This is a genomic window from Azospirillum terrae, assembly GCF_053470425.1.
In genome coordinates this window covers 1-18,958 of record NZ_JBPXMR010000002.1, presented here as the reverse complement: position 1 = coordinate 18,958, position 18,958 = coordinate 1, and the positions used below count along the sequence as shown (strand labels likewise).

13 protein-coding genes are annotated in these 18,958 nt (G+C 71.2%); 2 read left to right on the top strand and 11 right to left on the bottom strand.

All coding sequences use genetic code 11. The annotated features are described in order from the left end of the window. Positions 1-114 precede the first annotated feature (114 nt). Positions 115-642, bottom strand: a complete 528-nt coding sequence (locus ACSVDD_RS06625; RefSeq protein WP_448188533.1) for a helix-turn-helix domain-containing protein — start codon at positions 640-642, stop codon at positions 115-117. A 217-nt stretch (positions 643-859) separates the two neighbouring features. Here ACSVDD_RS06625 and infC point away from each other — a divergent pair, with 217 nt between their 5' ends. Beyond that, the gene (gene infC / locus ACSVDD_RS06620; protein ID WP_448189147.1) at positions 860-1,393 is read left to right on the top strand and encodes a translation initiation factor IF-3; all 534 of its coding nucleotides are present in this window, start codon (positions 860-862) and stop codon (positions 1,391-1,393) included. Positions 1,394-1,415: 22 nt separating this feature from the next. On the opposite strand, the gene ACSVDD_RS06615 is transcribed toward infC, so the two are convergent. Next, the gene (locus tag ACSVDD_RS06615) at positions 1,416-4,961 is read right to left on the bottom strand and encodes an ATP-binding protein (RefSeq protein WP_448188532.1); all 3,546 of its coding nucleotides are present in this window, start codon (positions 4,959-4,961) and stop codon (positions 1,416-1,418) included. After that, a complete protein-coding gene (locus tag ACSVDD_RS06610) occupies positions 4,958-6,208 on the bottom strand; it encodes a metallophosphoesterase family protein (protein WP_448188531.1) in 1,251 nt (416 codons plus the stop codon). Before ACSVDD_RS06610 ends, ACSVDD_RS06615 begins: the two co-directional genes overlap by 4 nt. A gap of 125 nt (positions 6,209-6,333) precedes the next feature. On the opposite strand from ACSVDD_RS06610, the gene ACSVDD_RS06605 reads away from it, so the two are divergent. Further along, entirely contained in the window at positions 6,334-8,088 is a 1,755-nt protein-coding gene (locus ACSVDD_RS06605; RefSeq protein ID WP_448188530.1) for an SWIM zinc finger family protein, read from the top strand. Positions 8,089-8,118: 30 nt separating this feature from the next. On the opposite strand, the gene ACSVDD_RS06600 is transcribed toward ACSVDD_RS06605, so the two are convergent. The 8 genes from ACSVDD_RS06600 to ACSVDD_RS06565 all read right to left on the bottom strand — a co-directional run bounded on the left by ACSVDD_RS06600 (position 8,119) and on the right by ACSVDD_RS06565 (position 18,400). Next, the gene (locus ACSVDD_RS06600; protein ID WP_448188529.1) at positions 8,119-8,775 is read right to left on the bottom strand and encodes a response regulator transcription factor; all 657 of its coding nucleotides are present in this window, start codon (positions 8,773-8,775) and stop codon (positions 8,119-8,121) included. A gap of 83 nt (positions 8,776-8,858) precedes the next feature. Further along, complete coding sequence (locus ACSVDD_RS06595; RefSeq protein WP_448188528.1) at positions 8,859-11,288, bottom strand: methyl-accepting chemotaxis protein; 2,430 nt, start codon at positions 11,286-11,288, stop codon at positions 8,859-8,861. Between the two features lie 438 nt (positions 11,289-11,726). Then, positions 11,727-12,338, bottom strand: a complete 612-nt coding sequence (locus tag ACSVDD_RS06590; protein ID WP_448188527.1) for a DUF4337 domain-containing protein — start codon at positions 12,336-12,338, stop codon at positions 11,727-11,729. 395 nt (positions 12,339-12,733) lie between these two features. Next, the gene (locus tag ACSVDD_RS06585; protein ID WP_448188526.1) at positions 12,734-13,537 is read right to left on the bottom strand and encodes a division plane positioning ATPase MipZ; all 804 of its coding nucleotides are present in this window, start codon (positions 13,535-13,537) and stop codon (positions 12,734-12,736) included. A 25-nt stretch (positions 13,538-13,562) separates the two neighbouring features. Then, positions 13,563-15,200 carry an asparagine synthase-related protein gene (locus ACSVDD_RS06580; RefSeq protein ID WP_448188525.1) on the bottom strand — a complete coding sequence of 546 codons (1,638 nt, stop codon included), beginning with the start codon at positions 15,198-15,200 and terminating at the stop codon, positions 13,563-13,565. A gap of 25 nt (positions 15,201-15,225) precedes the next feature. Continuing rightward, positions 15,226-16,842 carry a hypothetical protein gene (locus ACSVDD_RS06575; protein WP_448188524.1) on the bottom strand — a complete coding sequence of 539 codons (1,617 nt, stop codon included), beginning with the start codon at positions 16,840-16,842 and terminating at the stop codon, positions 15,226-15,228. Positions 16,843-17,297: 455 nt separating this feature from the next. After that, positions 17,298-17,762, bottom strand: coding sequence for a hypothetical protein (locus ACSVDD_RS06570; protein ID WP_448188523.1), 465 nt, complete (start codon positions 17,760-17,762; stop codon positions 17,298-17,300). Further along, on the bottom strand, positions 17,759-18,400 hold the full coding sequence (locus tag ACSVDD_RS06565) for a hypothetical protein (protein ID WP_448188522.1): 642 nt from the start codon (positions 18,398-18,400) through the stop codon (positions 17,759-17,761). Before ACSVDD_RS06565 ends, ACSVDD_RS06570 begins: the two co-directional genes overlap by 4 nt. Positions 18,401-18,958: the final 558 nt, after the last annotated feature.

Below are 18,958 nucleotides of genomic sequence, written 5' to 3'. Positions count from 1 at the left end.
TAATGCGTTGTAATACGCGATGTCACAGCCCGCGCTCGCCGTATCCGCGCACCGAATCGGCCATTCGGCCATACCACGGTATGACATAGGGGAGACGCGCGACTCGGGAGCGACTCAGGCCGGGATGAACTTGGCCAACAACAACTTGATTGAGTCGAGCAGACGCTCCCCCAATTTCTTGTGTTGGTCCTCGATATTGGCGACGAGGCGCGCCTCCAGGTCGGCGATGGCTTGCTGCTGAGCGGTGCTGGCGGTGACGAGCTGGTCGACGCGGTGCAGCAGAGTGCGATTCTGCGTGATCAGCTGTTCAATGAGCGGTTGAGGTGCGCCCGACTCGTGCGGTGGCGGCGCTTCCGGCCGGGCCGCCGCCGCGGTCGGCCGGCGCGGCGCGCCCAAGCGGATGGGCAGTGGCTCCAGCGGGGCCGCCGCCGCCGGCCCGTCCAGCCAGCGCGACACGGTGGCGTAGCTGATGTTCAACTCGCTGGAGATGCGGCGGTAGCTCCAGCCCTGGCGGCGCAGGCGCTCGACCAGCGCGCGGCGGGCGGAATCGTCCAGGCGGCGGCCGGCGGCGTTGGGCAGACGCTCCTGCTGGTCCGGCATGCCGGCGACGACGTGCAAGTACCCGCTGTCGCCCCGCTCCATCGCCTCCGCCTCTCAGAAGTTGCCCCCGGCCAGCGACCGGAGGGGGAGTATCGTAACGCGATTTCGCGTCATGGGAAACGGACTCGCGTTGGGGAGTGAAATTTCCCCCCATTCGCACTCCACTCGCGCGTCGGCTGTGGTAAAGTCCCAAGGGCCCCGGCCGGTCCGGGCGCCGTTCACCCTCACCGCGCAAGCTCACCATTCAAGGAGATTCGACATAGCCAAGCTCTACGATGCGGACCCGGTCCGCGAAGGCCCGCGGCTCAACCGGGAAATCACCGCGCGCACGGTGCGCCTCGTCGGCGCCAACGGCGAGATGATCGGCATCGTGTCCCTGCGCGACGCCTTCGACGCCGCCGCCGACGCCGGACTCGACCTCGTCGAGATCGCCCCGCAGGCCGAGCCGCCGGTCTGCAAGATCCTCGATTACGGCAAGTTCCGGTTCGAGGAGCAGAAGAAGGCGAACGAGGCGCGCAAGAGGCAGAAGATCATCGAGTTGAAGGAGATCAAACTCCGCCCCAACATCGATGACAACGACTACGACGTGAAGATGCGCGCCGCGACCCGCTTCCTCGAAGAGGGCGACAAGGTCAAGGTGACCATGCGCTTCCGCGGCCGCGAGATGGCGCACCAGGACATCGGCATGAACGTGCTGATGCGCGTGCGCGACCGCCTGGAGACGCTGGCGAAGGTCGAGCAGATGCCCAAGCTCGAAGGCCGCCAGATGATCATGGTGCTCTCGCCCAAGTGATTGCCGAAGTAAACGGTGGGCGTCAGCCCACCGGTTCGGAGATGGCCGGCTCCGGCACCAGGGTGTGGAAACGCACTTGGGGCCCCGGCAGCGCCGCCGCGGCGGCGTCCACCACATAGCGGTGGTGGGTGAACAGCAGCACCTGCGTGGTGCGGCCCAGCTCGGCCAGCGCGCGCAGGCCCGGCACCGTGCGCTCCTCGTCGGACGTGATGAACAGGTCGTCGGCGACGAAGGGCAAGGGCTCGGCCGCCTGGGCGTAGCGCTCGACGGCGGCGATGCGCAGCGCCAGGAACATCTGGTCGCGCGTGCCGTCGCTCATCCCCTCCACCGGGCAGCGCCCGCCGTCGCGCCGCACGCCGACCAGCACGGGATGATCGGCCTCGGCGTAGTCCACGGTCAGGCGCTCGATGGGGTTGTCGCCAGTGGACGCGATGCGCGCCATCACCTCGCTGGCGCGCTTCACCAGGGGATGTTCGTTGGCCGAGCGGTAGCGCTCCACCGCGCGGCACAGGATGAGCGACGCCGCCTTCAGCCGCATCCAGCGCTGCGCGCACTCCGTCATCTCCAGCGCCGCGTCCTTGGCGAGCCACGCCGCCTCGCCAATACCGACGCGGCCCTTCAACGCGGCCAGTTCCTGCTGCGCCACCACGACGGCCTGCGCCGCCGCCTCGCCTTGTTTCTGGAGGCGCGCGGCCTCGTCCTCGACCGCGGCGGCCTCGGCGGCCAGCGCGTCGGGGGCGGCGCCGGCCGCTTCCGCGCGCAGCGCCGCCTCACCCTGCCCGTCCCCGGCCGCCACGAGGTCGCGGCGCGCCTGATCGAGACGGGCCTGAAGCTGCCGGCGCTCGGCGGCGCGGCGGGCGAGCAGCACCGGGTCGGCGTCGGGACCAAGCCGATGTTCCTGGCGCAGCGCCCGCACCGCACGCAGGGCCTGCTCAGACTCCTGCCGGGCGTCGGCGAGGGCGACGGCGGCCTTGTCGCGCTGCTTTTCCAACGCCTGCCGCTTGGAGGCGACATCGGACGCGGCGCGCAGGCGCTGCGCGATCATCGGGGCCAGAGTCAGCGGCTCCCGGTCGCGCAAGTCGTCCAGCGCCGGGGCGGCGCGGTCCAGCAGGGCGCGGATGGCGGTCGCATGCGCGTCGAGATCGGCGCGGATGCCGTCGCAGCGCCGATGCGTCTGGAGTCCGTCGTTGGCTTCCTTCTGAATGTCTTCCCACACTCCCAACGCCGCCGCTGCCTCGGCCGGCGCGGCACCGGCAGCCAAGCCGATCAGCGGCAGGTCGGCGGCCCAGGCCGCGGCCCACTCCCCGGACCGGCTTTCGGCGGTGGTCAGCGCGCGGTCGGCCGCGTCCATCTCGCGGCGCCGGTCGGCCAGTTCCTGGCGCAGGCGGGTCGCGCGGCCCCAGGTCTCGCCCGCCTTCGTCACCGCGGCAGCCACCCGGCTGCGCAGCGTCGCCGCGTCCAGGGACTCGGCATCGGCCATGCCGACCAGACGGGCCGCATGCAGCCGGTGCGCGCGGGCCTGCTCGGCGTCCGTGCGGGCGCGGCGCACGGCGGACTCGGCCTTGTGGGCGGAATCGGCGAGGCGGACCACGGCGTCCTTGCGTTGCAGCCAGACGCGCATCGCCGCGGGCTCCCGCGGCTCGACGCCCGCCGCCGCCCACGCCGCGCTCCATGCCGCGGCGGCTTCCGCGTCGCGCGCATCCAGGGCGGCCGCGCGTGCGTTCGCCGCCTCCAGCGCCCGCTCGGCGTCCTGGCGCTGGCGGGTGAGTGTGGCGAAGCGGGCGATGCGCTGCGCCTCGCGCTCGCGCCGGTCCACCAGATCGTCGGCGTGGCGCACCGCCTCCTCGTAGGTCGCGGCCAAGTCGGCCGGACTCTCGGCCGGCGTCTCGTCGGGCACGCCCTCGATGTAGCGGCGGCGCACCTGACGCCAGCCGCGGTCGCGGCGCTGCCGAGCGTCCTGCACCGCCTCGGGCGTCGGCACGGTGCCCGCGGCTTTCAACTCGGCGAGGTCGCCGTCCAGCCGTTCCAGGGAGTCCCGCGCCTGCCGGCGCTCGCGCGCGACGGCCTCGCGCTCGGCGGACAAGGCGGCGAACGCCTGCTCGTGCCGGGCCACCGCGGAATCGTCGGGGAAATGCGCGGTCGCCAGCCCGCCCAGCGTGCCCCGCCACAGCCCGAGCCGCGCGAAGGCGACGCCGGCCTCGGTCTTAACCGCCGCTTCCTCGGCGATGGCCTCGGCCAGCCGCGCGTCGGTGTCGCCGGCCTTCGCCGCCTCGGCGAGCGCGGCGGCGGCTTCCGCCGGGTCGGAGGGGATGCCCAGCTCCGTCAACGCCGCCTCGGTCTCGGCCAGACGGTCGCGGGCGCCGTCGCGCTGGCGGCGCGCCGCCTCCAATGCGGTGTCGATTGCCTGCCGTTCCGCCATGCGGGCGCGCAGGCGCGCCACGACAGGGCGCGGCGGCACGCGGGTCGCGGCGTCCTCCGGCGCGAAGCCGCCGCCGAGTTGGGCGATCAGCCCCTCCAGCCGCGCCCGGCCGAGCGACAGGTCGCGCTCCAGCTTCGGCAGGTCGGCGCGCTTGGCCTCGACATCGCCATAGGCGACGTGCAGGCGCTCGATCTCCGCGGCGAGGCCGGGCAGCGGTCCGGGGGGGCCGAAGGCGGCCAGATCGTGCTCCAGCCCCTCCAGCCGGCGGGCGGCGTGCGCCACCGCCTCGGCCAGCTCGTCGGCGGTGCGTTGCGCGGCGCGCCACGCCTCCTCGAAGGCGTCCGGCAAATCCGGGCCGCCGCCGTCCGCCGCCAGAAGGGCGGCCAGTTCGTCCAGGCGCGCCAGGATCGGCAGCACGCGGCGCAAGCGCTGCACCTGACTGCGTCGCACCCGGCAGCCGGCGAGCTGCGCATCCACCGCGGCGCGCCCGGCCTCGGCCTCCTGCACCGCCTTGACGGCGCGCGTCCAGTCGTCGGCGCGCAGGGCCTCGTGCCGCATGCGGCCCTGCGCCTCGTCATAGCGCTCCATGGCCTTCCAGAACGGCTTCGCCGCGGATTTGCGCGGCGTGGCGAGCGCGTCGGCCTCGCCGTCCAGGCGGTCGAGCACACCGGCGATGCCGGCCACGCCGCTGCCGGCCTGGAACAGGCTGCGCGCCAGATCGCCGCCGGCCGCCAGCATGGCGTCGCCACCCGCGCGCAGCCGGTCGTAATCCAGGCCGAACATGCGCTCGAAAAAGTCCCGGTCCGCCCCGCCGAGGAACCCGGCCAGCGCCGTGTCCGGCAGCGCCGCCCCGCCCTCGGCGGCGAGCAGCGTGTTGGCCCGCCCCTTGCGCCGCTTGAAGGCCAGGGTGTCCCCGGCGCGGTTCGACAGTTCGGCGCCGATGCGCAGTTGGCCGTAGTCGTAGCGGAACGCGTAGCGCGTGCGATCCTTGATGCCGAACAGCAGGTCGCAGATCGCCGACAGCGCCGTGGACTTGCCGGCCTCGTTCGGCCCGTGCACCACGTGCAGCAGCACCTCCGGCCCGCCCAGATCGAGGGCGAGGTCCTCGAAGTGGCCGTAGCGTTCCAGGTGAAGGCGGTCGATCCTCATGCGTTGCCCTCGCCGGTCAGCCGGCTCAACACGATGGCCCGCGCGTCTTCGAGGATGGCGGACAACTGCGCATCGTCCAGTTCCTCCAGCCCCGCCTCGGCGCGCACGGCGTGCGGCATGCGGGACAACAGCGCTTCCAGCTCGGCGCGGACGGCATCGTGCTCGGCCGGGTCGGCGCGCACCTCCTCGACCGCGTTCAGCAGTTCGCCGAAGGCGTCCGGCAGGGCTGATGATTCGGCTTCCGGTTCGGCGGTGCGCAGCTCGACCTTCTCGATCCACACGTCGCCTCGGGCACGTTGAGCGGCGGCGGCGCATTCGGCCGCCGTGCGCTCCGGGTCGCCGGCCAGCGCGCGGTGCGCGGCGCTGCGGCCGGTCAGCGTCAGGCGGACGGCCAGAGTGCGGCGCCCGGCCTCCTCCAGCGCCTCGTCCAGAGCGGCGCGGATGCGCTCGCCGACATCGTCGAGGCCGGTGCAGCCGCCGATCTCCACGGTGACTCTGGCCCAGCGCAGCACGTCGGCGTCGATGTGCTCGACCGCCACCACCTCGCCGGCATCGGCGGTGACCAGGGTGAAGCCCTTCGGCCCGGTTTCGTTGGCGTGGCGGCCCTGGAGGTTGCCGGGGAAGACGATCCAGGGCTGGCGGCTCAACACCTCGCGGGCGTGCACGTGGCCGAGCGCCCAGTAGGCGTAGCCCTTGGCCGCCAGTTCGGTCAGCGCGCACGGCGCGTAGGGCTCGTGCCCCGGCCGGCCGTCGGCGGCGGTGTGCAGAACGCCGATGTTGAGCAGGCCGGGCACCGGGGCCGGGTAGCCGGCCGCGATGTTGTCACGCATCTGCCGCTGGCCGTAGCTGCGCCCGTGCAGCGCCACGCCCAGATCGTCCCAGCGGAACGTCTCGGCGCGATCGGAGCGGAAGACGTGAACGTTGGGCGGCAGCGTCAGGCTGCGCGTCATGGCGTTCTCGGCGTCGTGGTTGCCCTTGACCAGGGCGACGCGGATGCCGGCGTGCTCCAGCCGTGCCATGCCCTCGGCGAAAAACAGCCCGGTGGAGAAGTCGCGCCAGTCGCCGTCGTACAGGTCGCCGGCGATCACCACGAAGTCCACCGCCTGCTCGATGGCCGTGTCGATCATCCCAGAGAACGCCCGCCGCGTGGCGCCGACGAGGTCGCGCGCCCGCTCCTCGCCGGCACGCGCCTTCAGCCCGGCCAGCGGGCTGTCGAGGTGGATGTCGGCGGTGTGGATGAAGCGCACGGGACGGGTCCGGGGTCGGTCGCGGGGCGGAAGCGAGCGCCGAGCCTAGCACACCGCGGCCGCCCGGCGGGAGGGGGACCGCCGTGACGGATGTGGGGCGGGTGGCGGTTGACAGGATCGCCCGCTTGGCCGAATTCAATGTGGAGTCCTGCAGCAGAACCGCCGCGACCGCCATGCCCCCGCGCTTCGACATCGACGCCCTTCGCGAACTGGCCGGCGACCAGGCCTTCGCCCGTGGGCAGGCCTATCACCGGGATGGCCATGTGGAACTTCTGGCCGTCGATGAGGATCACGTGCTGAGCCGCGTCGCCGGGACCGAGCTTTACCGGGCCGAACTGCGCGGCCGGGGCCGCTCGTTCACCGGCGCGTGCTCGTGCCGGGCGTTTTCCAACTGGGGGTTCTGCAAGCATCTGGTGGCAACCGCACTCGCCGCCAACGAGGCGCCGGCCGGCGGATCGGCGGAGGCGGACTATCCCATCGAGCGCATCCGCCGCCATCTGCGGACCAAGGACGCCGAGGCGCTGGTCGAAATGATCCTCGCGCAGGCCGAGCGCGACCCGGCCCTGTTCCAGCGCCTGGATCTGGCCACCGCCACCGAGTCGGCCGACGACGAGACGCTGTTCGCCCGCCTGCGCACGGCGATCACCAAGGCCACCAGCACGGACGATTATTTCGGCTACGACGCCGTGCCGGACTGGGCGGCGGATCTCGACGCCGTGCTCGACCCCATCGAGGATTTGATCAAGGCCGGCCGCGCGGCCTTGGCGGTGCGCCTGCTCGACCATTTCCTGGAGCGCGCGGAAGAGGCGCCGAACGTGGTGGCCGATTCGGAAGGCGAGGCGTTCACCGTGATCGAACGGGCGTACGACCTGCACGTGGCGGCCTGCCGCGCCGCGTCGCCCGACCCGGTGGCGCTGGCGCGCGCCCTGTTCGAGCGCGAGGCGGAGTCGAATTGGGACGTCTTCGGCGGTGGCGCCGTGGCCTATCAGGATGTTCTGGGCGAGGCGGGGCTGGCCGAATTCCGCCGGCTCGCCGAGGCGGCGTGGTCCAAGCTCAAGCCGGCCAGCCCGAACCGGCGCGCGTTCGACGAGACCTATGGCCTCCGCTACCGGCTGACCGCGATCCTCGACGACCTCGCCGAACTGGACGGCGACGTGGACGCCCGGATCGCCATCCGCGCCAAGGATCTCTCCTCGCCCCACCGCTATGTGGAGATCGCGCAGATCTGCCTCGACCACGGTCGCGACGCCGAGGCGTTGCGCTGGGTCGAAGAGGGGTTGTGGCAGTTCGAGGACCAGCAGCCCGATCAGGGCCTGACCGACCTCGCCGCCGAGCTTTACCAGCGCGCCGGCCGCACGCAGGATGCCGAGGCGCTGCTGTGGGCACGCTTCGCGCGGCAGCCCAGCCTTGCCCTGTACGAGCGGCTTAAGGAGATGGCGGGTGGCCATGGAGCGTCCGCCGACGCCGCCCGCGACCGGGCGGTGGAGATGCTGCGGGCCGGACTCGGCAAGGGTGCACGCGCGTCCGCGTGGCATTCACCGGCCGATCTGCTGATCCAGGTGCTGATGAAGGAAAAGCTGTTCGACGCCGCGTGGGAGGCGGTGAAGAAGCATGGCGCCAGCGCCGGCCTGCACCGGGAACTGGCCGGAGCGACCGAGGACAGCCATCCGCAGCACGCGCTGACGACTTACAAAGGCCTCGTGGAGGGTTTGGTCGGGCAAGGCGGCCAGCCGAACTATGAGGAGGCCTTCCGCCTCGTCACGCGCATGGGGGCCATCCGCCGCCGGCTGGGCGAAGAGGCCAAGCACGCGGCGTACGTCGCCGACCTGAAGATCCGTTTCAAGCCCAAGCGCAACTTCATGAAGCTGCTGGCCTCGTAGATCGGCTTACCAAATGCCCCGCGCAGCGATTTACTTCGACAGCTGGCGATCGGGGATACAGGCGGTATCGTCGGACAGGACGTACCCGCCGTCCTTCAGCTTCAGCCAGCCATCCCGTCCGGTCGCCGCGGTCATGATCGTGCGCAGCATGCACAGATAGGTGTTGATCGTCTTGGACGGCGGCGGCTCCGCGCCATACAGCATGGCCGCGAGGCGCGGCAACGGCACGGGGCGCTTCGCCAGCGCGACCGCCGCGAGGACCTTGGCGCAGTTCGGGCTGACCTTCAGCGGCTTGCCGTCGACCCACGGATCGCTGCCGTCCCGCCCGATCTCCAGGCAGCCCGAGCGGATGCGGGCCGGCCCCGCCGTGGCAATGGCGGCGCGCTGGTGGATGGCGCCGATCCGCGCCCGCAACTCCCGCGGGTCGCACGGATAGGGCTGAGCGTCATCGCACCCGCTCGACAACGCCGCGACGACGTGGTCCGGCGAACGGCTGTCCAGGGCGGCGATCAGGGGGCCGCGGTAGCCGTGCCCGCGGACGCGCCGGACCAGCGAGTCGGCCCGCTCGTGCCAGCGAAGAAGAACAGCGTCGACACCGGCCACGCAAGGCACGTCCGGCGCCACGCCGACCAGATCGAAAGCATCGGCGAGAACGCCAAACACGCGGTCGCGGGGAAGCTCGAGCACGCCTAAGCGAACGCGCTCCGGCGCCGTCCGAAAGCCTCCGGGCGGAAGCGGCGGGACGCCGCTCCCCGGAGGTGGGCTGAGGATCAGAACTCCCTCCACTCGGGGTCCTGATCCGGGTCGGCGTGCTTGAGGGCTGCGGCTTTCGTCGCGGCGGCCTGCTTGTGCACCGCCGCCTTGGGCTTGCTCGGGCTCGGACGATGCGCGGCCGCCGGCCGGGCCGCCGCGGGCGCCGCGGGCGCCGCCGCGCCATAGTTCATGGGACGCGCCGCGCCGGTCAACTGGAAGAAGCCGACCAGTTCCGTGAGGTGCTGCGCCTGCCCGGACATCGCCTGGGCGGCGGCCGTGGTCTCTTCGACCAGCGCCGCGTTCTTCTGGGTCATCTCGTCCATCTGGGCGATGGTCGAGTTGATCTCGTCGAGCGCGGTCGCCTGCTCCGACGACGCCGAGGCCATTTCCGAGATCAGCGACGCCACCTCGCGCACCGACGACACGATGCCGCCCAGCGCGTCGCCGGCCTTCTCGGCCAGACCGACGCCGTCCTTCACCTGACCGTCGGACGCCATGATCAGCGCCTTGATCTCCTTGGACGCCTGGGCCGAGCGCTGGGCCAGCGTGCGGACCTCCTGCGCCACGACGGCGAAGCCTCGCCCGGCGTCGCCGGCCCGCGCCGCCTCCACCGCGGCATTGAGCGCCAGGAGGTTGGTCTGGAAGGCGATCTCGTCGATCACGCCGATGATGTCGGTGATCTTGCGGCTGGCCTCCTCGATGCGGCGCATGGCGCCGACCGCCGAGCCGACGACGGCGCCGCCGTTCTCGGCGGCCTTGTGGGCGTCGGTGGCCATGCGGTTGGCGCGCTGGGCGTTGTCGGCGTTGGAGCGCACGGTGGCGCCCAGCTCTTCCATGCTGGCGGCGGTTTCCTCCAGGCTGGACGCCTGCTGCTCGGTGCGCTCGGCCAGATCGCTGGAGCCCATCGACACTTCGCTGGACGCCGAGGCGATGGTCCGGGTCGCCTCGGTGATGCTGCCGACGATCTCCGTCAGCTTGTCGGAGGTGGCGTTGACGTCGGTCTTCAGGTTCTGGAAGGCGCCCTGGTAGTCGCGGGTGACGCGCTTGTTCAGGTTGCCCTGGGCCAGCGCGCCGAGCACCTCGGCCAGATCGGCGATGACGCCCTGGACGGTGTCGGTCAGGCGGTTGATGCCCTCGGACATGGTCTTGTAGAAGCCGTCCTTGCCGGCGAGATCGATGCGCTCCGACAGGTCGCCCTTGGACACGGCGTCGATCAGCAAGGCGATTTCCTGGCCGATCGCCGCCTCGCGGACGCGCTGCGCCTCTTCGGCCTTGCGCTCGGCCTCCAGGCGCTCGCGCTCGGCCTCGTCCATGCGCTTCTTCTCGACGGCGTTGTCCTTGAACACCTGGACGGCCTGGGCCATCCGGCCGATCTCGTCCTGATTTGCGAGCGCCGGGATGGTGACCGCCAGATCACCGGCGGCGAGCTTGCCCATGGAGTCGGTCATCTCGGTGACCGGGCGGACGATGGAGCGGGCCACCAGCCACGCCAGCAGCAACCCGAGAACCACCGCACCGATGCCCAGGCCGAGCGACATCGTCTGCGTCGCCGCCATATCGGACTTGCTGTCCTTGAGGATCTCGCCGCGCGCCTTCGCCTGGGCCTCGACGACCTTGTCGGTGAGTTCGGCGAACTCGGCCCCTTCCTTGGCCATGGTGTCGAAGGCCAGCGTCTGGATGTCCAGGGATGCCTGGGCGACCTTCCCGAAGGCTTCGGTGTACTGGTCGGAGAGCCGGTCGGCCTCTTGCGCCAGCCGCTTGCGTTCCGGGTTCTTGAGACGCTCGGTCAATGCCTTGATCAGCACGTCGAAATCATCGTTGCGCTTCTTGACGTCCTCGGCTGCCTTCCGGTCCGGGGCGGTGAGGAACCGCAGGCCGGCGATGCGCAGCTGCATGAGGCTTTCCTGCGCCTGGCCGGCGCGGGCCGCCGCTTCCATGTCCCCGTCGGCCATGGCGGAGGCGATGACCTTGGTCAAGTTCTCGCGGGCCTTGGTGCCCGACGGGTTCACCTGCTCCTCGACCAGCTTGTCGCGCTGGTGGCGCGCCTCGACCAGCTTGGCGAAGTTCGCGCCATACGCCTCGAACAGAGCGGTCATGCGCTCCAGGCCGCGGCGCCGCTCGGGGTCCAGGGTGGCCGCCGTCGCGTCCTTCAGCGCGGTGCGCAGGGTCTTCTGAAGCTCCAGCACCTGCTGGGCGGCCTTGGGATCGCCGGAGAACGAGAAGTTGATGACGTTGCGCCGCATGTGCCCGACATCGGCGGCGAGGTCGAGGACACGCGCCACGTTGTCGGAAATCGAGGCGTAGCGGTCAAAGCCCCCCTCGGCCGAACCCAGCGCCCGGTAGCCGGTCACCGCAAGAGCGGTCAAGAGCACCAAAATCAGTAGGAATCCCGTGTAGATGCGGGTTCCGACCTTGAAGCGGCCCGAAAAGCTGCTGGCGTTTTGCATGATGGTCTCCGGGGCGAACGCGCCGAAAAGGGTCAGCGGGGCACGGTCCTGTCGGACCTTAGGAATGGAGTATCGAGCAGGGTGTCAGGTCCGAAAAGGACTAAAAAAAAGTAAAGACGATACCAAACAGAACCACACGAACATAAACCGAGGGGCATATGTACCCGATCCGGGCGGCGCAAACAAGGACGACGCGCGCGCCTTTCTGCCGTCATGACATCACGGGGCAGCTTAAAGAGCAAGGCACACTCAGGGCGGCTTCGCATTCACGGCAAGACCGCTCTCAACCCGAGGAAGGAGTGTGTTCGCAACGGCATTCTATTGCGGGCTTGTGACAATCCTGTTCCGCCAGTGTTTCCATCCGTTTCCAAAAAGCGGGAAGCGAAAGAACAAGCTTGCGCAGCCGAAATTCTCGCGGCCCCGCTTTCTGTCGACGACTCACATGAAAGGAACATTCACAAACAAAACGAACCCGTTGATGGTCGACAGCACACCGACGGCCGCGCAGGCCACGCTCAGCCAGACCAGCCCGGCCACCCCGATGACGGTCGATACGGACGCCAGCACGATGGCAAGTTGCAGGAGGGCCTCGGCGGCATCGAAGTAGGGGTCCTGCGTGGCCGCCCGGTCCCGCTCATCCTCGAAGCGCCGCGCCTTCGCCAGCAACTCCTTCTTGCCCTCGCCGGTTTGCGGCTCGCTTTCGTAGCGGGCCACCGTCGCGCGATACCGCGCCACCTCCTGCTCCACGTCGGCCCGTTGCTCGGGCGTCAGGTCGGGGCGGGAAAGAACCGACAATTCCAGCGTGCGCGCCGCCAGCTGGTATTCGGTCTGGCGTACGGCCTTGCCCTGGTAGAAGGAGAAGGTGTCGCTGGCCTGGATGTTGCTGTTCACCATCTGCTTGGCGGCGTTCGATCCGCCCACGCTGGTGATGGCGAGGACCGCAGCCAGGAAGGAGATGTAGACGGCCATGCCCTTGCGGTTGGGGGCCTCTTCCGCGCTTTCCGATCCGGCGGACTCGCGGATCTTCTCACAGACCTCGTCGGCTTCCATTGGCCTTCCTTGTGGTGTCCATATCGCACCGGGAAGTCTGAGGGCGGACAGGGCGGATCACAAGAAGGGAAATTCAACGATGCCGCAGACGGCAAACTGGCCGGTGTGGAACAAGCGCGCTCCCCACCGTAGCAGCCGCTGGCGCAGGTGCCGGAAGGTGGTTTCGCCGCGCCCGCCACAGTCCCAGCCGATCAGGTGATCGGCCCTTCCTCGTCGGGCATCTCCAAGAGCCAGGTCAGCTGCCTGTGCGCCGAGATCGACGAGCGGGTGAAGACCTTCCTGGGACTGTCCAGAACCCACTTCACGCGCGCCTTCATCCTGGTCCCTCGGCTGCCGGTTGGAAGGCGCCAATTGTCGCCATCGGCGCCGTCACATCAAGGCCGCAGCCGAAACGGTCACCGCGCCGCCGCCACCGCTGTGACCGACACCTTGCGGCCGCCGCGCTTGGCGAGCACGTCGCCGAGCGCCTGCGTCATGCCGTCGACCCAGGTGCGCACCGCCTTGATGGTGCGCGCGGCAACCATCAGCGAGGCGCCGGTGGCGTTGACGAATGCGCCTGGCGTCGCCTGATAGATCTGGTCGAAGCGCCAGCCGCGGTTGGCCGCCGCCGGGTAACCCTCGCGCGCCAGCACTGGGACGTCGCGGTGCTCTACCGTGCCGGCGGCTATGGCGGCCTGAAGTTCCTTGAACTCCGACAGACCCTGCATCAGAGCGACGTCGCCGTCCTTGTCGCAGAACAGCACGATCAGCCGCGCCTTCGGCAGGATCTCCGGCGCCGAGCGGACGACGCGCAGCGCGCCGACCACCGCCTCGGCGTCGGCGGTGACCGGGATCAGCACGGTGACGCGCGCGCTGTCGACCAGATCGGGCAGCGACACCGCCCGGGCCCAGGCGTGGAAGTAATCCCAGACCTGCGCGCCGAAATCCATGATCAGCGGCCGCTCGACGCGGAACCACTTGACCACCGGGTCCCAGAAGGTCGCCAGCGCGCCGGCGTTGGCGTACTGCGCGCCCCAGTCCGGCGCGATCGACTGCGTCAGCACCTCGGCTCCGAAGAAGCGCTGCAATTTCGGCTGGCGGTCGTACTCGACGACGCGGGCCGGCGTGCCCTTGTGCTGCAGGTAGAGGATGCAGAACTGCGCGAGGGTGCTCTTGCCGACGCCGCCCTTGTCATTGGCAACAATGAATTTCGTACGCATAAAAACCGTTCCTTCCCTGCGTTCCTCAGACCCGCCGCTCCAGCCAGCGGCCCAGCACATACAGCCGCCACACCAGCGGCGCCAGCGCCGCCTCGCCGTCATAATAGCGGCCGGTGAGCCGGACCGCCTCCGCCGCGTCGACGGTCTCGTCCATGCGGTGCAGCCCGGCCACCGTCGCCTCCACCGCTCCGCGGCACGCGTCCAGCAGCAACTCGCGGTACAGCGAGGGCTGCGACGGTTCGCGCCCGGCCAGCACCGGCGGCAGATCGAGGCCGAGCCGGCCCAGCAGCGCCGCGCGCGGGCGCATGCCTCCGGCCTCCGCCGCCTCCGCCACGGCACGCGCGAAGGGTCGCAGCGCCGGATTGGCGAGGAACGGGTGCACCGCGACCATGCCACGCGCCGCCGCCGCGGCCGAGACCAAGGCAGCGCGCCGCTCGGCAACCATCAGCGTGGCATCGGTGTGCGGCAGCGGCTGGCCGGGCGGGAGCGTGCGCAGCCACTTGTCGAGCGTGCGCGTCGCCTGGAGGTCGGCCGGCCGGCGAATCAGGGCGCGGACGTCAGCCGGCTCAACCGCGTCCCAGCCGTGGTCGCCGAACAGCTCGCGGCCGCCGATGCCGGTGAACAGCGTCCTGACGCCGGGCTCGACGCTCTCCACCGCCAGCGCCAGCAGAAGTGCCTGTGGGTCGTCGACCGGGCTCGGCGCGTTGGCGAGCACGGAATCGAGGCGCTCCATGACATGGTCCAGCGTGACGTCGACGGCGCGCAGCGGCACCGCGGCGTGCTCGCAGGCCATGCCGGCGCCGTCGAACTCGTTGAGCACCGGCAGGCCGACGCTCACCGCGGACAGCGCGCCATGGAGTTCGCCGAGCGCCGCGGTCAGAACCCCGGAATAGAGGCCGCCGCCGACCAGCAGACCGGCCGGCGCCCGCCCGCGCCGCAACGCCCCGCGCAGCGAACGCGCCAGCGCCCCGGCCAGTGTTTCCTCGGCCGCGGCTTCGGGCTCCAGCCCGGCCGCCGCCGCGTTCCACCGCGTCGCGCGCCCCTCGGTGATGCGCAGGTAGCCGCCGGGGTCGAGGTTCCACACGCCTTCCCCAACCGCAGCGCCGGGCAGCACGGTGCCGTAGGCGAGGAACTGCGCCACCACCGCCGGGCTCAGCGCGCCACCGGGGCCGCCAACCAGCCCGGCGTCCGAAGAGAAGCGCACGCTGCCGGCGTCCTGCGCCACGTAGAGCCGCCCCACCCCGCCGCCGTCGTGCCCGACGAACATCTGCCCGCGCGCAGCGTCCCACAGGCCGAAGCTGTAGGCGCCGGCCAGCCGGGCGAAGGCCGCCTCGCCCTCGTGGCGGTAGAGGCCGAGCAGCACCTCGCCGCCGTGCAGCGCCGGGGCCGGCGGGGCAATGCGCTCCTGCAGCTCGGCGGCGTTGTACAGCACGCCGGAGAACACTAGGCGGCACGCCCCGTCCTCGGACTGGTAGGGCTGCGGCGCCTCGGCCATTCCGCCGGTGAAGCGCTGGCCCACAACCAGGGCGCCGCCACTGGCGTCCTGGAAGCCGAAATGGTCGGCGCCGGCGGCCTGCGCACACTCGGCGGCGCGCAGGATGAAGGCGTGCGCCGCATCCACGCCGTTGCCCGGAGCCGGAACGTACCCTGCGATGAAGGACATGGGATTGGACCTCTTCGGGAGCGGCTCAGCGCGGCAGCGATGACAGCATGCGTTCGATCTGCGCGGCGATGTGCTCGGCCTCGCGCAGGCTGCCCTCACAGCCGGGGATCTCGGCCTTGACCAGGGAGTCGACCGCCACCGTGTCGGCCGGGACGAACTCGGGCATGCGGCCCTCCGCGTAGCCGTGCTTGATGAAGTGGTCGTAGCCGGAGGCGAACTCGCCGGCCGCCACCGCGGCGCCGACGTCGGGGTGGCGCTCCAGGTAGGCGGCCTCGCTGAACGGCAGGCGGTGCGCCAGATCGGCGACGGTCAGCCGCAACTCCAGCAACGCCGGCAGCGACACCGGCTGCGGCGCGGCGGCGGCGGCGATCAGCGGCGCCCAGCAGGCGTCGGCGAGGTGGTCGACGCCGCGCTCGGCGCACACCGCCGCCGCGTCCACCGGCGCCTCCGCCGTGCCCTCGACCATGCCGGCGATGGCGTCGAGCCAGGCGTCCGCCGTGTTCGGCACGCACAGCCCGGCCGACAGCGAGCTGGCGGCGTAGGGGCCGACCGCCGAGTAGATGCCGGCGTGGCCGGTACCGCCGAACAGCACCATGGCGGCGTCGGTCTGCAAGGCAGCGCGCCGGCCGACGATGCCGTCGCCCGGCCCTTCCAGCGGCGCCAGCGGCAGCAGCGCGTCGGCGCGCAGCAGCTCCAGCGCTACGTCGCGGGCGCCGCGCGCCGCCATCGGGCGCAGCGACGGGACGTTGCGCTCGAAGTCCGGATCGGACGGCCCGTACCACAGCAGCGGCAGGCCGAAGCGTTCGGTCGCCTGCATCACGGCGCTGAGGACGGCCTCCTTCGCGGAATCGAGCAGCAGCCCGTTCGACGCGTCGATGACCAGGGCGGTCGGCCGGCCGCCGCGGCTCGGCACCGACAGGTGGAACTCCAGGTGGGGCGGCGCCACCACCGCCGGCCGCTCGGCCACCGGCAGCACCGCCAGCGCGTCGGCGAGGACGGCGGCGCTCGGCGCGGCCAGCGCGGCGGCGGCACGCGCCAGCCGCTGCAGGGTGGCCGGCATCTCCTCGACCGGCACGCCGGCCGGCAGGTCGAGCGCGTAGCCGCCGGTGCCCAGCGCCACCGCCTGGGCAAAGCTGCGGTCGAGGTCGCCGCCGACCAGCACGGCGTCGTAGCGCCCGCTGGCGTCGACTTGGCCGTGGTGCGCCACCTCCGGCGCGTTGCCGTCGCCGGTGTCGAGCAGCAAGGTGAAGCCGTCGATGCGGCCTCGCCGCAGCAGCGAGGTCAGCGGCTGGAGCAGGCGCTCCTGCGCCTCGGCGGCGTCGGTGCGCGCCAATGCCAGCACGGAGCCGGCGGGGGGGATTGCGCGCGGCCGGCGGCAGCGGCGGGTCAGCAGCCCGTCGGGCAGCCGCGGGTCGGCCTGCACCGGTGCCGGGCCGGCCGCCGCCGCGCGCGGCTCCAGCGCCGCCTTCAGAGCAGTCGCGTTGTGCGCGGCGCTCCATTCGACCAGCGGGATGCGGTTGGCGGCGGCGATGGCTTGGCGCAGCGCCATGGTCAGGCAGGGCTCGCCGTGGCACAGCACGTCGACCAGCGCCCCGGCGGCACCCAGCAGCGCCGCCACCTCGGCCAGTGTGGCGCCGGCCACCAGGCGGAGGCCGGTCTCCGCGGTTCTGCCTCGACATCAAGACGATGCCGAACCGCGGCATTTCCCCAGCCGATTGACCGACGGAGACGGTCTCGCCGCGGTACTGCCACCAGATCGTCGCGATCCGCTGTGTCAAGACAGCGATCGATCACCCGTTGGGCGTGAGGCGCAACCGTATTATCGGATGCCGGTTGGGCGGCAACCTCGACGACAATGCAGAGCCGCCGAACAGGAATCCAACAGTTTGGGTTCGTTCTGCCAAATCGGCCGACCAAGCCAAGCGTTGCCAGACCATCCAGATGCTTGGTTGTGAAAGCGGAGTACGACGCGAGCCCCAGCCTGTGTCGGCGGGCCCTGCGCAACCGACCGGTAGGCGCTGCACTACTTAAAATATGTTATGAATTTAGCATAATTGCTATATATCAGACACACCTCTTCTTCCGTCTGACCGGCTGTCACACGCCAAGCCCCCGCAAGGCGGCGCGCCGCCGGGACAGGGCCCGGCGCTCGTAGCGGTCGAGGCACAGCAGCTCAGGGGCTGTCTCGACCAGGGCTTGCGCCAGCCGCGACTCCGGGACCGCGGTTGGCGCCGCGCCCGATCCCGGCGTCGCCCGCGCGGGCTCGGCCAGAGCGCTCTCCAGCAGCCGGCGCTTGGCAGCGCGCACGCGGCGCAGATCGAACTCCGCCACGGCAACGGCGCGCGCGCGCTCCAAGAGGGAGGGATCGGCGGCGTCGGGTCCGGCGAGGCGCCGCGCCACGGCGTCGATCGCGCGGGCGAGGTCCGGGAACACCGCCAGCGGAACCGCCAAGCCGTGGGAGACCGCGTTCCGGCTGGAGCGGGCCTTGCCGGCCGGGGTGTTGGGGCCGGTGCTCTTGCGGGCGTTGCGCCGGTTGGCGGCGGCTTTACGGTGGGAGGTCATGGCGCGGGCTCGTCGATGAGGGTTTCCGCCACGGCCCGGAGCCGCGCGGCGACGGCGGCGCGGCGGCGCTCGAGGTCGCGGAGGATGGCGTCGCGGCGGCCATCGCCGATCGCGATCAGGCGGTCGAGGCGCTCCAGGGCGTTGAGGCGCAGGAGGTGCGCCTGCGCCTCCACGGTGGCGAGGGTGCGCCCGCGCGCCATGAGCTGCTCTTCCAGTTCGGCACGGGCGTCCGCGTCCCCTGCCAGCCACGCGAGCGCCAAACCGTCTTCGTCGCTGGAGTTGGGATCGGCGCGGAGAAGGGCCTTGAGCGTCCGTTGCCCCGGATCGAGGAGGACGTCATCCAGGGCCTCGACCATGGAGAGCCGGACGACCTCCACCTTGGCCATCCGCAGGCGCCGGGACTCCCAGACCAGATCGCACACGTCGCGCACCCAGAGCCACTCGATCGCGTCCTTGGGGGCGACGGCGCCAGCGATGCGGGCGAGCTGATCCTCATAAGCGCGGGGGTCTTCGAGGACGGTCAGAGGCGGGTCCCCGAGGAAGGCGCGCACGTCCTCGGGGATCACCGGGACGAGGGGCCGGGGCGCGTCCGCGGCGGGGGCGTCGGTGGGCGGTGTCGCCCGGTGTCTCGTGGCCATGACTGAGCGAGTCTCCTGAACACCGCCTTTTCATGTTCGTTGGGGCTGTCCCGGCCGGTGTCGCAAATGGTGGGCCCTGCGGATTGACGCTTACGCCGCCGCGCTCACGCTGGCAAGGGCGTCGTCGGTGGCGATGGTCGCCGCGCGCGCCGCCGGACGGGCCGGCAGCGGCGTGTCGGCTTTCCAGCGGCAAGACCCTCTTGGCCTTCCACATGCCGGCGGCGGTCCAGCGCACGGCCATCGACGCATCGCGCCAGCGCTTCCCCTTGCGGGCGAGCCGCCAAATCGTGCCGTTCCTGTTCCCGGGTCCGCCCGGCGGGGGCAGCGCTGCCGCGCGATGCATGACGCGGTCGACAATCTCGCCCCCAACGCCGCAACAGCATGGACACCGCCGCCGAAAGCGCATGAACGCTGAAAACTATAATGTGTCACCAGCATGCGGATTGAACGAAGCCGCTGACGCGGCATAGGGGGCGTCAGCAGCGCGGAACCTCCGACCCGTTGGAATGTGGGGATGGAACCAATCCCACCCAGGAGGTTCCACGATGCCCCGGATCA

Coding starts and splice junctions, on each gene's coding strand:
- ACSVDD_RS06595 (WP_448188528.1), bottom strand. CDS start 11,288: ATGCAAAACGCCAGCAGCTTTTCGGGCCGCTTCAAGGTCGGAACCCGC.
- ACSVDD_RS06565 (WP_448188522.1), bottom strand. CDS start 18,400: ATGGCCACGAGACACCGGGCGACACCGCCCACCGACGCCCCCGCCGCG.
- ACSVDD_RS06570 (WP_448188523.1), bottom strand. CDS start 17,762: ATGACCTCCCACCGTAAAGCCGCCGCCAACCGGCGCAACGCCCGCAAG.
- ACSVDD_RS06585 (WP_448188526.1), bottom strand. CDS start 13,537: ATGCGTACGAAATTCATTGTTGCCAATGACAAGGGCGGCGTCGGCAAG.
- ACSVDD_RS06590 (WP_448188527.1), bottom strand. CDS start 12,338: ATGGAAGCCGACGAGGTCTGTGAGAAGATCCGCGAGTCCGCCGGATCG.
- ACSVDD_RS06615 (WP_448188532.1), bottom strand. CDS start 4,961: ATGAGGATCGACCGCCTTCACCTGGAACGCTACGGCCACTTCGAGGAC.
- ACSVDD_RS06625 (WP_448188533.1), bottom strand. CDS start 642: ATGGAGCGGGGCGACAGCGGGTACTTGCACGTCGTCGCCGGCATGCCG.
- ACSVDD_RS06580 (WP_448188525.1), bottom strand. CDS start 15,200: ATGTCCTTCATCGCAGGGTACGTTCCGGCTCCGGGCAACGGCGTGGAT.